This is a genomic window from Oceanisphaera sp. (genome assembly GCF_048268965.1).
In the GTDB taxonomy this organism is placed as follows: Bacteria; Pseudomonadota; Gammaproteobacteria; order Enterobacterales; family Aeromonadaceae; genus Oceanimonas.
Genome location: NZ_JBLWUK010000002.1, coordinates 115907 through 129707, shown reverse-complemented (window position 1 = coordinate 129707; position 13801 = coordinate 115907). Strand labels below are relative to the sequence as shown.

The window sequence follows — 13801 nt, the reverse complement described above, 5'->3', positions numbered from 1 at the left end:
CTGTTCTATGAGAAAATAGCGTCTATTTAATTCCTTGTGTTAATAATGGCTTAGCTTTGCTGTCTCGCTCGGCTTCCTCCGTTATAATGGCACCATCTTAAGTTAGAGACTGTATTAATGAATGAACCACGATTTGCCCGGCTGCAACGGTCGTTACAGCAGGGTTTTACACTCGCCCCCAAAGTCATTTTTCAAGAAGCCTGGCAGCGTATTCACGGTGCCAAAATGCCAATACTGCTGGCGACCATTGGCGTGGTCGGCTGCTGGCTGGTACTCAATCAATTACTGGTGGCGGTCTCCGGAGACAGTGAAGAAATGACCTGGGGCGTCAGCCTGCTGGGCCTGGCGATATCCATGATTATCGCCCCCATGAGTGCGGCACTCGACATGATGGGCGTACACAGGGCGGTTGACCGACCCATTCGCCCTAATCAGATTTTTGATTATTTTCGCTTTTTACTGCCCCTGGCGGTCGCCAGCCTCTTGATGGGCATTATCAGCAGCCTGTTTATGCCGCTGGGACAAATGCTGGGTCTGTCACCTGTCTTGTCCATGCTGCCCACCCTGATCCTGAGTGTGGCGCTGATGTTTACCTTTCCGTTGATCCTGGACAAGGGCATGACCCCGATACAGGCCATAACCACTTCGCTGCGTCTGTTTGCCCGCCAGTGGCTGGCATTGCTGACGATTCACATCCTGATGCTGCTGCTGTTTATGGGCGCGGTATTTACGCTGGGTGTGGGGCTTATCTGGGTGGTGCCCATGTATATAGTGGTCAAGGGTATTCTGTATCGTGAAGCCTGTGGCGTGGAAGGCACCGATGCCGCCCCTTTGGATCCGCCTTCTTCTTCCCCCACCAACAAGGACCACTTTGAGGCATGAAGACGTCACTGATGATTGCCACGCTGGTGGCGCTATCGACCAGTCAGCTGCAAGCCGCGCCCCTGGAGCTGGGGTATAGCGGCTTTTATAAATACATGGCCAAGGTTAAAAAATCCAGGATAGAGCATGCCGAGCTGGGCTTTTATTTAAGCCGGGCCGATGGCCAGGGCTTGTGCACCATAGAGTCGGGAGTGATACGGGTAGATGACACCATCAGAGGCGAGGTGACTGTATTGCCTCATGGCCAGTTTGTGCTGCCAGAAGATAAAGAACTGGATCTGGACAAAGCCGTGCTGGCCCTGGAGATGATGGGGAGTCACGACTGTGATATTTCGGTTCAGATACAAAGCAACCTGGCCGGTGGCGAGGTGGCCCTGTCTGAATTGCATCAGGTAGAAGACGACATGTACCGTCTGCTGCAAAAAATGGCCGGCTGGCCTGGTCGCTATTTTGTTCCCGAGCTGAAAGGCATCAAGCTGACCCCCGCTAAACCGGAGCAACGGATTAACGGCGAGCGGCAGCTGACCTTGACTCAGGAGCAGCTGGCAGAAGAGGGCAGCCTGACGTTACCCGCGGTGCGAATCACGCCCTGGTTTTAGAAACTCGTAATGCGTAAAGAGTGAGGCGATAGGTGTGAGGTGTAAATCACGCCTCCCGCTTTTCACCTCACTCCTCACGGTTCTTATTTTACTTCAACAATATCCAGGCGTTCGCCCAGCTCGGGCGCCTCTGCGTCTTCATCGATAAAGCGCGGTGCCACGTCCGGCTTGTCGAACCCGATATCGCCACCGTCGATCACGCCCGAGTCACTGTTGATGCTCTTGAAGTCAAACTGCTGATGGTCCAGCAAGTGAGAGGGCACCAGGTTCTGTAGCGAGCGGAACATGCTTTCGATACGGCCCGGAAAGCGCTTGTCCCAGTCCTGCAGCATATTCTTGATGGCCTGGCGCTGCAGGTTTTCCTGCGAGCCACACAGGTTACAGGGAATAATCGGAAACGCCTTGGCCGCGGCAAAGCTCACCAGATCTTTTTCCTTGCAGTAGGCCAGCGGGCGGATCACCACATGCTTGCCATTGTCGCTCACCAGCTTGGGGGGCATCGACTTCATGGTGCCGCCATAAAACATGTTCAGCATCAGGGTTTCGAGAATGTCGTCTCTGTGATGGCCCAGGGCAATCTTGGTGGCACCCAGCTCGGTGGCGGTGCGATATAAAATGCCGCGACGCAGCCGGGAGCACAGCGAGCAGGTGGTTTTACCTTCGGGGACTTTGTCCATGACGATGGAGTAAGTGTCTTCTTCAACAATCTTGTACTCCACCCCCAGTGCATCCAGATAATCAGGCAGCACCTGCTCGGGAAATCCGGGCTGCTTCTGATCGAGGTTGACGGCAATAATCTCAAACGAGATGGGGGCATGGGCCCTGATATTGAGCAACATATCCAGCATGGCGTAGCTGTCTTTGCCACCGGACAAGCACACCATGACGCGATCGCCTTCTTCAATCATGTTGAAATCGGCAATGGCTTGACCCACGTTTCGACGCAGCCGCTTTTGCAGCTTGTTGAAGCTGTAAACCTGTTTGGCAGAAAGCGCAGACTGGTTTGAGTCGGACGTGCTTGAAGCGGATTTGTTTGAGACAGACGTAGTTGAGTCGGATCGAGTTGAGACGGACATGGTAACCCCAGCAAAAAAACTGGGGTTATTATAGTGACTGGCGTCTCGAGGGCAAGACGCCCGTGACGGGATTAGGCAAGTATTAGGCGTCGGGGCGCAGCACCAGTACGTCACAACTCAATTTGTCGACCACCTGCTCTGCGGTATTGCCGAGTAACGCCGCCGAAAAGCCGGTGCGGCCTGCCGATCCCAATATCACCAGGCTGGCATTGGTTTTATCGGCGCAGATCGGGATCACTTCTTCGGCCAGGCCTTCTTCCAGGTGCAGGCTGCTGGTTTCCAGATCGAAGCGCACCGCATACTCATAGAGCGCTCTCTCGTGATGACGTTTTACCGCGGCGTTATACACATTGGGATCGAAGTCGGGCAACTCCAGCGCCATGTTGACCGGGGTAATGGGGTAGGCATTAATCAGGTGCAGCTTTGCCGACAGCAGGCGCGCCACCTCGGCACTTTCGCCAATGATCTTGTTGTTGAAGGCATCCTGCTCTTTATCGTCGCTGCCGCAGTTAATGGCCGCCAGCACATTGCCGCCCATGGGCCAGTCCTGCTCCTTGACCAGCAACACCGGGCAGGGGCACTTGCGTAACAGGTGCCAGTCGGTAGGGGTAAAGATGAACGACTGGATCAGGCTGTGCTTGTGGGTGCTTTTTACCACCAGATCGTGCTGACCGTCCTGCACCTGCTGAATAATGGCTTCAAAGGGGCGGCTGTGCCAGACCACTTTGAGATTGAACTTTACCTTGCTGTTTTCGTAGGGTGTGAGCAGGGTTTTCAGCCACTCTTCGCGGCCCTGCAGTACCCCTTCGCGCATTTCGTCGCGCTCGGTACTCGACAGCATGGAGGTCATTTCATAGGAGAAATCATAAATCGCCATGAAGACGGTAATGTCGGCGTGCTCCTGCAATGCGGCCACGGACACGGCGCGGTGCAAAGCCGGCTGAACTTCAGCCAGCGGATCCAGTACCACCAGAATATGTTGATATTTAATCATAAGGCGTCCCTTTCTATGAACATAAATGTCAAGCTAACGATGAGGCAGACGAGGGCGCGCCGGCAAGACTGGCCAGCTCGGGCAAGTCCAGAATGCGAATATACTTGCCGTCTACTTCAATCAGGTTGTTCTTCTGAAAGCGGCCCAGCAACCGGCTCACGGTTTCTACCGTCAGCCCCAGATAGTTACCTATGTCGCCGCGGGTCATGCTCAGCCTGAATTCCCTGGCCGAAAAACCACGCTGCGAATAGCGGCTCGACAAACCATGCAAAAAAGAAGCGAGGCGTTCTTCGGCGGTCTTTTTCGATAACAGCAAAATCATCTGCTGATCGCCGTTAATCTCGCTGCTCATCAAACGCATGATTTGCTGTCGTAAGCGGGGCAGCTTGCCGGCAAGTTCGTCGAGTATTTCGTACGGAATTTCGCACACCATGGCGGTTTCCAGAGCCTGGGCAAAGGAAGGGTGGTGGCCGCTGTTAATGGCGTCAAAACCGATAAGGTCGCCCGCAAGGTGAAAAGCGGTGATCTGTTCGTCGCCTTGCTCGGTAATGGTATAGGACTTGACCGTCCCGGCCCGAATGGCATAGAGCGACTTCAGCTCTTCGCCGGCATTGAACAGTTCCTGGCCCTTTTGAATCGGTTTTTTCCGTTCAATAATGTTATCCAGCTCGTCCAATTCATCGGAGTTAAGCCCAAGCGGGATACACAGCTGGCTGATGCTGCAATCCTGGCAGTGGATAGCACAACTGCTGCCGTTGGTCGTTCTCGTTGTTTTTTTCTGATTTCCCATCGCTCAGTTCTTTTGTGGTGCCAATGAATAATCATAGCACCAAAAATGACCGCTTAATAGATTAGTACCCGACGGGCAAAACCTGATAAATGGTAAACAAACCATAAAAAATCAACAAGATACCAGATACCTGACGAAACATGGGGTGATTGAGCCAATGGCGCAACTGGCCGGCCAGGCCACCCAGAGCCAACAGGGTGGGCAGGGTGCCCAAACCAAACAGCGCCATCACCCGAGCACCTTCCAGTGCCCCGCCGGACACCGCACTCCAGGTCAGCGCCGAATACACCAGGCCGCAAGGCAACCAGCCCCAGATCATGCCAAAGGGTAGTGCCGCCAGGGGGTGCCTGAACGGAACAAAGCGACCGGCCAGGGGCTTGAGGTGTCGCCAGAGACCCGAGCCGAGTTTTTCGAGGTGCAACAAGAAAAACCACCACCGTGCCAGGTACAAGCCCAGCAGGATCATCATCACGCCGGTGAGCAGGCGCATGAACACCAGCGCCTGCTTGCCCAGGCTGATATCGGCCAGGCTGGCAAACACCCCCCCCACCAGCGCTCCGGCCAGGCTGTAGCTTAGAATGCGCCCGGCGTTGTAACTGAGTAAATACAGCCCTTGCCAGCGCCGTTGTTCAGCCGGAATGGCCATGGAAAAGGCCGCCGCCACGCCGCCGCACATGGCAATGCAGTGCCCGGCGCCCAGCAAACCGATAAGCAAAGCCGCCCAGGCATCAAGCTGTGTGGTCATGAGTGCAGGTCTTGCTTGTCGGTGCCGCCTTGATTGTCAGCGGCTTCTTGCTGGTCGGCCAATGGCTGTCGTTGTGCCTGCTGGTGTGAGGCATCGTCATCATCAAACAGAATGCTACTGCCGTGCCGGTCCAGATCTTCAAACTGGTCGCTTTTAACCGACCAGAAAAACAGCACAATGGCGATGCCGACAAACACCATGGCCACGGGGATCATGAAATACCAAACTTCTACATCATCTGTCATTAGCGTGCGAGCCTCAGTGAATTGGTCATCACAATCAGGGAGCTGACCGACATGCCCACCATGGCTAACCAGGGGGAGACATGGCCGGTGGCCGCCAGGGGGAGAATAATCAGGTTATAGCCGAGCGCCCAGCTAAAGTTCTGCTTGATCACCGCGCGACAACGGGTGGCGATGTGCCGGGCAGTTAAAATGTGCCGCAAGTTGTCGGCCAGCATGATGGCATCGGCGCTGTTCTTGGCAATATCGGTCCCGCCCGCCATGGCAAAAGACACATGCGCCCCGGCCAGTACCGGTGCATCGTTAATACCGTCGCCCACCATCAAACAAATATCTCCGGCCTGGTCACGCTTCTGCAAGTAGGCCAGCTTGTCATCCGGGCTGGCGTGCTTGATCAGCTGATCCACCCCCAGGGTTGCGGCCACTCGCTCGGCCTGACCCGAGCTGTCCCCGGTTAAAATGGTGGTGGCTATCCCCTGGGTAGCACAGGCCTGTACCAGTGCCGCCGCTTCGCTGCGCAATGGATCCGACAGGCTGAAGCGCGCCACCAGCCCCTTGTCGTTGGCCAGATAAACGCACAGCTCTTCATTCACTTGCTCCGGGGCCAGCCAGGCGCCACTGCCCAGTTGCCAGTCACGGCCATCAATTTTGCCGGTGACGCCCCGGCCCACCTGGTTTTCCCGATCCGTCACTGTCATGCCGGTCTGACGGTAGTCGGCAAAGGCGCGGGCAATGGGATGCTCCGACTGGGCTTCCAGTGCGGCGGCAATGGCCAACACCCGTGACTCGTCGAGATCGCCATATAGCCGGGTAGCGGCAAGGGTAATTTCCCCCCGGGTGAGGGTGCCGGTTTTATCGAACACGATGCGATTGATTTTAGGCAAAGTGTCCAGCACATGGGCTCGCCGTACCAGCACCCCGGAGCGACTCAACCGGGAGGTAGCCACAGTGAGTGCGGTGGGGGTGGCCAGCGACAGCGCACAGGGGCAGGTAGCCACCAGCACCGACAGCATGACCCAGAATGCCTTGTCGGCATCCACTTGCAGCCAGATAACATAGGTTGCCAGGGTCACCAGCAGCAGGGCCGCCACAAAGTAGCGGGACAACTGATCCGCCAGAATCGCCACCTTGGGCTTTTCCAGCAAGGCGTCGTCCTGGGCGCGCAAAATTTCCGACACCCGGGCCTCGCTCAGGGGACGCAATACCCGCAGTCGTAATGGGGACTCCACGTTGGTGGTGCCGGCAAACACCGCATCACCGACATGGCGGATCACCGGCAGGTGCTCCCCGGTGAGCATGGACTCATCTATGCTGGTACTGCCGCTGATAATCTCGGCGTCGGCGGGGATCTGACTCCCCGGCGCCACCAGCACTGTGTGCCCGGGTTGCAGGGTTTTGGCCGCGACTTCCTGTTCACCTTCGTCGGTTTCTATGCGAGCCAGCATGGGCACCAGCAAGGTCAGGTTGGCGGTGGTTTCCGAGGCACGCCGCTTGGCGCGCATTTCCAGAAAACGCCCGGTGAGCAACAGGAAGGCGAACATGGACACGCATTCATAATACACATCCCCCGTTTGTGTCACGGTGGCATATACCGAGGCCACAAAGGCGAATACCATCGCCAGCGAGACCGGCAAGTCCATGTTCAGGGCGCGGTTTTTCAGGCCGCGCCAGGCATTACGATAAAAAGGCAGGGCAGAGTACCCCATGACCGGAATGCACAACCACAGGCTTATCCAGCGAAAATACTCGATCAGGCCGGCATCGGTTTCAGGGAACAGGTCATCGTACAGGGCGATGGCCACCATCATGACCTGCATGCTGGCAATGCCGGCGACGCCCATGCGCAACAGATAGGCTTTGACTTCCTGGTTGTACGCCTGCTCTTGCTGGTGGGGTTGAAAAGGCCGTGCCTGATAACCGATATCGGCAAAGGCGGCCAGCAGCCGACTCAGGGGCGTCAGCTTTTCGTCCCAGCGCAGACGGGCGCGCTCGGTGGTGGTATTGACCTGGATCAGCACCACCCCGGCCACCCGGGATAAATGACGTTCAATCAACCAGGCACAAGCCGCACAGCTTAGCCCGGAAATAGACAGCTGCACTTCTTTCAGGTTGTCCTTGTCGCTAACGAAGTCTTGCTGTATTTCGGCCAGATCGTAGTGCTGCAACTGCTTCAGTTCATCGGGCACCGCCTCCGCCTTGGGCGCGGGGGCGGTTCTGTGTTGATAGTAACTGGACAGGCCACAATCGATAATGGTTTCGGCAACCGCCAAACACCCCGGGCAACAAAATGACTGCGCCGTCCCGTCCAGTTCCAGCTGGTAGCGATTGCCGGTGGGTACGGCCTCACCACAGTGAAAACAGCCGTCCATCATCAGCTCCCTGCGCGAATAATCAACTGTTCTCTAATGGGCAGGCTAATACGCTCCTGCAACCGCCAGTTACCATCCATGGCTTCTATTTGCAGGTTCCAGTTGCCCTTCATCAACGGAGTGTCCAGGCGGACCCGGTAAATACCCGCCGCATCGCTGCTCATCAGCAGCCGGTGATCTTCTTTTTCCAGGGTAGGGTGGGTAAAGTTGACCCGGATCGCTTCCCCTTTGTTGTGTTCACCGTCCAGCACGATAGAGACCTGCTCGTCCTGATACCTCAGGGTCGCGACCATATTCAGCTCGGCGGCACGCTTCAATTCGCTCAAGTCTTTATTGATACCCCGGCCTTTTTTGTAGTAGTCATCCACTACCATGCTGTCGGCACCCGAGCTTGCCAAATAGAAGGTATAAAGGCTGGCGGCGACTGCGCACAGGGGCAGTACGATAAGAAACCAGGGCCAAAACTGCTGATACCAATGACGTTGCATAACAATTCCTACTACAAAAAAAGCAGTGGCTAATATAGCAAAAAAAAGCCCCGACGAGCGGGGCTTTTTTACCAGAGCCCGATGGGCTTAATTACTGTTGCTCAAGCTGTACACATAAGCGGAAAGCAACTGGACCTTGTCTTCACCCAGAATGTCTTTCCAGGCTGGCATGACACCATGACGACCATGGCGAATGGTGTCTTCAACCGCGGCGCGGGAACCACCATACAACCAGATGTTGTCGGTCAGGTTGGGGGCACCCATCATCTCGTTACCGGTGCCGTCCATACCATGACAGGCGGCACATACGGCAAAGCGAGCCTGGCCTTTCTGTGCTTCCACTGCATCAACCTTACGGCCGGACAGGCTCAACACATAAGAAGCCACTTCACGCACGCCATCTTCACCCAGGGCGTCGCCCCAGGCCGGCATGGCGCCCTGGCGGCCGTGCATAATGGTGGCCTTGATCTGCTCTGGCTTGCCGCCCCACAACCAATCACCGTCGGTCAGGTTAGGGAAACCACGGGCACCACGGGCATCGGAACCATGACACTGGGCGCAGTTTTGCAAGAACAGGCGCTGGCCCACCTTGGTGGCATCTTCGTTTTGAGCGATGTCGGCAATGGCAAAATAGGTAGTACCATCGGCTTCATAGGTCAGCTCACGGAACTTGGCACCAAACACCTCGTCCGCCTTGACCATTTCCCGATCGTACTGCACCAGCTTGCCTTGCTCCCGAGCTTCGGCAGCCGCCGCGTGATACTCTTCCAGCGAACGTACGTTCTGGTTGGAACTCGTCCAGCCCAACAGGCCTTTAAAGTTACCCAGCCCAGGATACAGCGCCAGATAGATCAGCGAGAACACCACCATGAAGATGAACAGGTAGCTCCACCACTTGGGCAGCGGGTTGTTCAGCTCGGTAATGCCGTCATAGGTGTGGCCAGTAGGGGCGCCATCTTCCATCCCCATCTTGTCGCGAGAACACCAGATCAGCAGCGCCAGACACCCAAAAATGGTGCCCAGGCTGATGAGGGTGACAAAAACACTCAGAAAAGTACTCATTTTTTATTAGCTCCTGCGCGATCCTGCTCAGTACCCGGAGACGATCCGCCCGGCTGGTCTTCATCATCAAAGATAGAGTTGGCTATCTCATCAAACTTGTCTTTACGTCGTTTGCTGTAAGCCCACGAGACCAGACCGATAAACATCACAAACAACAACAGCGTCTGATAGCTAATCAGAGTAGGTTTAAGTGCATCCAGGGTACTGAAATCCATAATCGACTCCGGTTATTTAAGGGCGTGGCCCAGCGATTGCAGATAAGCGATGATAGCGTCCATTTCGGTTTTACCCTTAACGGCTGCTTCGGCACCTTCAATATCGGCATCGGTATAAGGAACGCCGAAGCTATCCCGGAACAGGCTCAGCTTGGCCGCAGTTTCTTTACCGTCCAGTATGTTCGTTTCAAGCCACGGGAAGGCAGGCATGTTCGACTCGGGCACCACGTCACGCGGGTTGATCAGGTGCACACGATGCCACTCGTCGGAGTAACGACCACCTACACGGGCCAGATCGGGACCGGTACGCTTGGAGCCCCACAGGAAGGGGTGTTCCCACACGCTTTCACCGGCCACGGAATAGTTACCGTAACGCTCGGTTTCAGCACGGAAAGGACGAATCATCTGGCTGTGGCAGACATGACATCCATCGCGAATGTAAAGGTCACGACCTTCCATTTCCAGAGCCGTATAGGGGCGCAGGCCCTCTACTGGCTCTGTGGTTTGCTGTTGAAAGAACTGGGGAACGATCTCTACCAGGCCACCAAAACTGATCGCAATAACAGTCAGTATCACCAACCAGGTTGTATTCGTTTCAACCAACTCGTGACGATTCTTTGGGTTTTTCATGTTCACGTCTCCTTATGCTGGCTGCGGAATGGCTTGCAGGGAGCCTTTCGGCGCCTGAATGGTGCGATAGGTGTTGTAGGCCATCAGCAACATACCGGTCAGGAAGAAACAACCGCCCAGGAAACGTACAAAGTAGAACGGGTACGAGGCCTGCAGACTTTCAACAAAGCTGTAAGTCAGGGTGCCATCGTCGTTCACCGCACGCCACATCAGACCCTGCATCACACCACTGATCCACATGGACACGATGTACAGAACCGTACCAATGGTGGCTAACCAGAAGTGAGTGCCAATCAGCTTGATGCTGTACATGCGCTCCTGGCCAAACAGGTTGGGGATCAGGTGATAAACGGCACCGATAGAAATCATGGCTACCCAGCCCAGTGCACCCGAGTGTACGTGACCTACGGTCCAGTCGGTGTAGTGGGAGAGGGCGTTAACGGTTTTGATTGCCATCATGGGGCCTTCGAAGGTGGACATGCCGTAGAACGACAAGGACACGATCAGGAAGCGCAGGATGGGGTCATAACGCAGTTTATGCCAGGCACCGGACAGCGTCATGATACCGTTGATCATGCCACCCCAGGAAGGAACGAACAGGATCAGGGACATCACCATGCCCAGAGACTGAGCCCAGTCGGGCAGGGCGGTGTAGTGCAGGTGGTGAGAGCCGGCCCAGATGTACAGGGTGATCAGCGCCCAGAAGTGCACGATGGACAAACGGTAAGAATAAACCGGACGTCCCGCCTGCTTGGGTACGAAGTAGTACATCATGCCCAGGAAGCCTGCGGTCAGCAGGAAACCTACCGCGTTATGGCCATACCACCACTGGATCATGGCATCGGCTGCACCGGCATACATGGAGTAAGACTTCAGGCCGTTCAGCGGAACAGCCATGCTGTTAACGATATGCAGTACGGCAATGGTCAGAATAAAACCACCGTAGAACCAGTTCGCCACATAAATGTGTGAAGTCACGCGCTTGTACAGGGTTCCGAAGAACACAACAGCGTACGCTATCCAGACGATGGCGATGGCAATATCGATTGGCCATTCCAGTTCGGCATATTCCTTGGTGGAGGTATAACCTTGGGGCAGAGTAATAATCGCCGCAAGAATGATAGCCTGCCAGCCCCAGAACACGAACGCTGCCAGCGGACCACCAAAGAGGCGGACTTGACAGGTGCGCTGCACGACATAGAAGGAGGTAGCCATCAGCGCACTGACACCAAACGCAAAAATAACCGCGTTGGTGTGTAGTGGCCGTAATCGGCTATAGGTTAACCAGGGTGTTTCAAAGTTGAGGGCAGGCCAGATTAGCTGTGCTGCAATTAACACACCTAACGACATACCGACGATACCCCAGATTACGGTCATGACCGTAAACTGGCGAACTACAGTATAATTGTAGTTTGGTTGATTATTAGTTTGACTCATCGTTATAGTTCCGCTTCCACTGCAATTATTCAGGTTTGTGCTCACCGAAAAGGTAAACACGTCGGAAGAATTGTAAGATAACCGCTTCGTTAGTGGCATCCGCACGCTTGATTACTTAATTAACCGGTTATTAACAACCGTGGATCAAGGCCTCGATTGCGCTGGCTGCCGGGAGGATGATAAATGAGTGGCTTCAAAAATAACAGTATAAACAGTAATATGATTACCACTTCACCCGCACCAGAAGGCATATAAAGCTGGCTTGACCCAGATCAAACAGCCTGGTGAATTGTATGCTATAGAGGACAAAAACAAGCATGAGAGACAAGTTGACCGGCGCGAAACTGGGACAAATTCTGGTAGTGCTGGGAATATTGATCGCCGCATTCTGGTTTAGAACCTACCAGGGTGACCCGCAGGCTCCCGAACCGGACACGGCGAAAGAGGCGTTTTGTGACATAGGCCACAGCCCCTGCCGCGAGCAGCAGGGGAATGTGTGGGCAGAGGCCCATTTGACCGCCGACAAGTTACAGCCCGAGTCACCCTTTCAGCTCTCCCTGACGCTGTCCGACCCCGATGCCAAGGTAACCGGCAGCCGCCTGGAAGGACACAGTATGTACATGGGCACCTTGCCGGCCCTCATCACCCAGGACGCTGCCGGACACTGGCAAGGGCAAGCTTTGGTCGGCTCCTGTACCGAACGCAGCATGGTGTGGGGCTGGGTGCTGGATGTTGAACACGAGGGCGAAACGCAGCAGTTTAAATTTCTATTTGAAGTCGAGCGCTAAGGCGAGTGAGCGGTGAGGCGTAAATCGTGAGGGGACAATTGCCATGTTTTATGCCTCACGTTTTACCTCTCACACCTCACGGTTAAGCTTCAACCACACTTCGCTCGGCAAGCCTGCCGACAACCCGGTATACTGTATAAACATACACAGTGACTTAGCGCAGATATTGATGACCACCCAAGTATTGCCATTGTTCGACGCTCCTCACTACCTGGAAGAGGGCAACAGCGTCGTTAATCAGCATATCGCCGACATTACCCTGAATAAGGTAGCCGATGCCGCCTTTATCTATGAGCATGCGGTAGACTGGTTGCTGGAAAGCCGTTTCAGCGAGAATAACTACAAGACCTATCGCAGCGAACTGACCACGTTTTTGCACTGGTGTTTCGATGTCGAACAGGCGTCGCCCATCGAGCTGGATCGGCGCAGCATGAACCGTTACGTGGACTATTGCTCGGCGCCCCCCAAGGCACTGATCGCCTACCATAACGTGGCTCAGTTCATGCTGAATAAGGATTGGGGAGAACGTCAGCCCAATCCCCAATGGCGGCCGTTCTTAGGCAAGAAGCAGGATGGCATTGCCAGACCATATCAGCTTAGCGATAAAGCCCTGAAAACCAAGATGGCGATCTTGTCTTCCTTTTATAGCTACCTGATCAACGAAGAAGTCACCGAACGCAATCCCGCCGTGATGTGGATGCGCCACAGTCGCTTTGGCTCCAGCCCGGTGCTGACCGCCAGTTTTAGTGAAGAAGATGAAGTAAGGGTCTTCAGTGATCTGCAGTGGTCTTACGTGATGAGTACCGCACAACAGCTGGCAGAGCAGGATCCCGAACGACATCAACGCACCTTGTTTCTGGTTTCCTTGATGTACGGCTGCTACCTGCGCATTTCTGAAGTGGCGGCCAGACCGGGCTTTTCGCCGGTAATGAGCCAGTTTCGCCGAGATAGCCATACCGGTATCTGGAGCTTTCATATTCCCGTGAGCAAAGGCGGCAAAAAGCGCACCGTGGCCGTATCCCGTGAACTGCTCGAAGCGCTGCAGCACTACCGGCAAGCCTTGCAGTTGCCACCCTTACCGGCACCCAATGAAGCCACCCCCTTGTTTGTCCGCCACAAGGCCGCCGGGCGAGGGCGAGACCAGGGCTTGCTGAATGCCAACCTGGGGATCCGCCAGCTGCGTGACTTGTTGAACGAGCTCATTGCTCACGCCGCCGACAATGCCGCCAACGATGGCTTTGAACATGATGCCAGCGAAATGCGCAGCCTGACGGTGCACAGTATTCGCCACACCGGTATTACTCACGACATTAACCTGAACGGCCGTCCCTTGTCCCACGTACAAGCCGATGCGGGCCACGACAGCATAGACACCACCTCGCAATATTTGCACACCGGCAAGATAGAGCGTCACGAAAGTGCCATCAGCAAACGCCTGAACCGCTTGCACATTCATGAAAGCTAAAGCAGCCAGTCTGTCTTTG

15 protein-coding genes are annotated in these 13801 nt (G+C 55.2%); 4 read left to right on the top strand and 11 right to left on the bottom strand.

Annotated elements, in window-relative coordinates; all coding sequences use genetic code 11:
- Positions 1–117 precede the first annotated feature (117 nt).
- Both ACN0VL_RS01905 and ACN0VL_RS01900 read left to right on the top strand, forming a co-directional pair.
- Positions 118–882, top strand: a complete 765-nt coding sequence (locus ACN0VL_RS01905; protein WP_417614427.1) for a hypothetical protein — start codon at positions 118–120, stop codon at positions 880–882.
- Entirely contained in the window at positions 879–1481 is a 603-nt protein-coding gene (locus ACN0VL_RS01900; RefSeq protein WP_417614426.1) for a DUF2987 domain-containing protein, read from the top strand. Before ACN0VL_RS01905 ends, ACN0VL_RS01900 begins: the two co-directional genes overlap by 4 nt.
- Before the next feature lie 83 nt (positions 1482–1564).
- Here the strand turns inward: ACN0VL_RS01900 and ttcA are convergent, their stop codons facing one another.
- The 11 genes from ttcA to ccoN all read right to left on the bottom strand — a co-directional run bounded on the left by ttcA (position 1565) and on the right by ccoN (position 11529).
- Complete coding sequence (gene ttcA, locus ACN0VL_RS01895; RefSeq protein ID WP_417614425.1) at positions 1565–2557, bottom strand: tRNA 2-thiocytidine(32) synthetase TtcA; 993 nt, start codon at positions 2555–2557, stop codon at positions 1565–1567.
- Between the two features lie 82 nt (positions 2558–2639).
- Positions 2640–3551 carry a universal stress protein UspE gene (gene uspE, locus ACN0VL_RS01890; RefSeq protein WP_417614424.1) on the bottom strand — a complete coding sequence of 304 codons (912 nt, stop codon included), beginning with the start codon at positions 3549–3551 and terminating at the stop codon, positions 2640–2642.
- A gap of 28 nt (positions 3552–3579) precedes the next feature.
- On the bottom strand, positions 3580–4341 hold the full coding sequence (locus ACN0VL_RS01885) for an FNR family transcription factor (RefSeq protein WP_417614423.1): 762 nt from the start codon (positions 4339–4341) through the stop codon (positions 3580–3582).
- 61 nt (positions 4342–4402) lie between these two features.
- Positions 4403–5086: a sulfite exporter TauE/SafE family protein gene (locus tag ACN0VL_RS01880; protein WP_417614421.1), complete on the bottom strand. Its 684-nt coding sequence runs from the start codon at positions 5084–5086 to the stop codon at positions 4403–4405.
- Complete coding sequence (ccoS, locus tag ACN0VL_RS01875) at positions 5083–5331, bottom strand: cbb3-type cytochrome oxidase assembly protein CcoS (protein ID WP_417614419.1); 249 nt, start codon at positions 5329–5331, stop codon at positions 5083–5085. The genes ACN0VL_RS01880 and ccoS overlap by 4 nt, the downstream gene beginning before the upstream one ends.
- A complete protein-coding gene (locus ACN0VL_RS01870; RefSeq protein WP_417614541.1) occupies positions 5331–7697 on the bottom strand; it encodes a heavy metal translocating P-type ATPase in 2367 nt (788 codons plus the stop codon). Before ACN0VL_RS01870 ends, ccoS begins: the two co-directional genes overlap by 1 nt.
- Before the next feature lie 2 nt (positions 7698–7699).
- Complete coding sequence (locus ACN0VL_RS01865; RefSeq protein ID WP_417614418.1) at positions 7700–8185, bottom strand: FixH family protein; 486 nt, start codon at positions 8183–8185, stop codon at positions 7700–7702.
- Between the two features lie 87 nt (positions 8186–8272).
- A complete protein-coding gene (gene ccoP, locus ACN0VL_RS01860) occupies positions 8273–9247 on the bottom strand; it encodes a cytochrome-c oxidase, cbb3-type subunit III (RefSeq protein ID WP_417614416.1) in 975 nt (324 codons plus the stop codon).
- Positions 9244–9462: a cbb3-type cytochrome oxidase subunit 3 gene (locus ACN0VL_RS01855; RefSeq protein WP_417614415.1), complete on the bottom strand. Its 219-nt coding sequence runs from the start codon at positions 9460–9462 to the stop codon at positions 9244–9246. Before ACN0VL_RS01855 ends, ccoP begins: the two co-directional genes overlap by 4 nt.
- A gap of 12 nt (positions 9463–9474) precedes the next feature.
- Positions 9475–10092, bottom strand: a complete 618-nt coding sequence (gene ccoO, locus ACN0VL_RS01850; RefSeq protein WP_417614414.1) for a cytochrome-c oxidase, cbb3-type subunit II — start codon at positions 10090–10092, stop codon at positions 9475–9477.
- 12 nt (positions 10093–10104) lie between these two features.
- Positions 10105–11529, bottom strand: coding sequence for a cytochrome-c oxidase, cbb3-type subunit I (gene ccoN, locus ACN0VL_RS01845; RefSeq protein ID WP_417614413.1), 1425 nt, complete (start codon positions 11527–11529; stop codon positions 10105–10107).
- Positions 11530–11846: 317 nt separating this feature from the next.
- Between ccoN and ACN0VL_RS01840 the strand changes: the two genes are divergently transcribed.
- Positions 11847–12317 carry a hypothetical protein gene (locus tag ACN0VL_RS01840; protein ID WP_417614412.1) on the top strand — a complete coding sequence of 157 codons (471 nt, stop codon included), beginning with the start codon at positions 11847–11849 and terminating at the stop codon, positions 12315–12317.
- Between the two features lie 169 nt (positions 12318–12486).
- Entirely contained in the window at positions 12487–13782 is a 1296-nt protein-coding gene (locus ACN0VL_RS01835; protein WP_417614411.1) for a tyrosine-type recombinase/integrase, read from the top strand.
- Positions 13783–13801 lie beyond the last annotated feature (19 nt).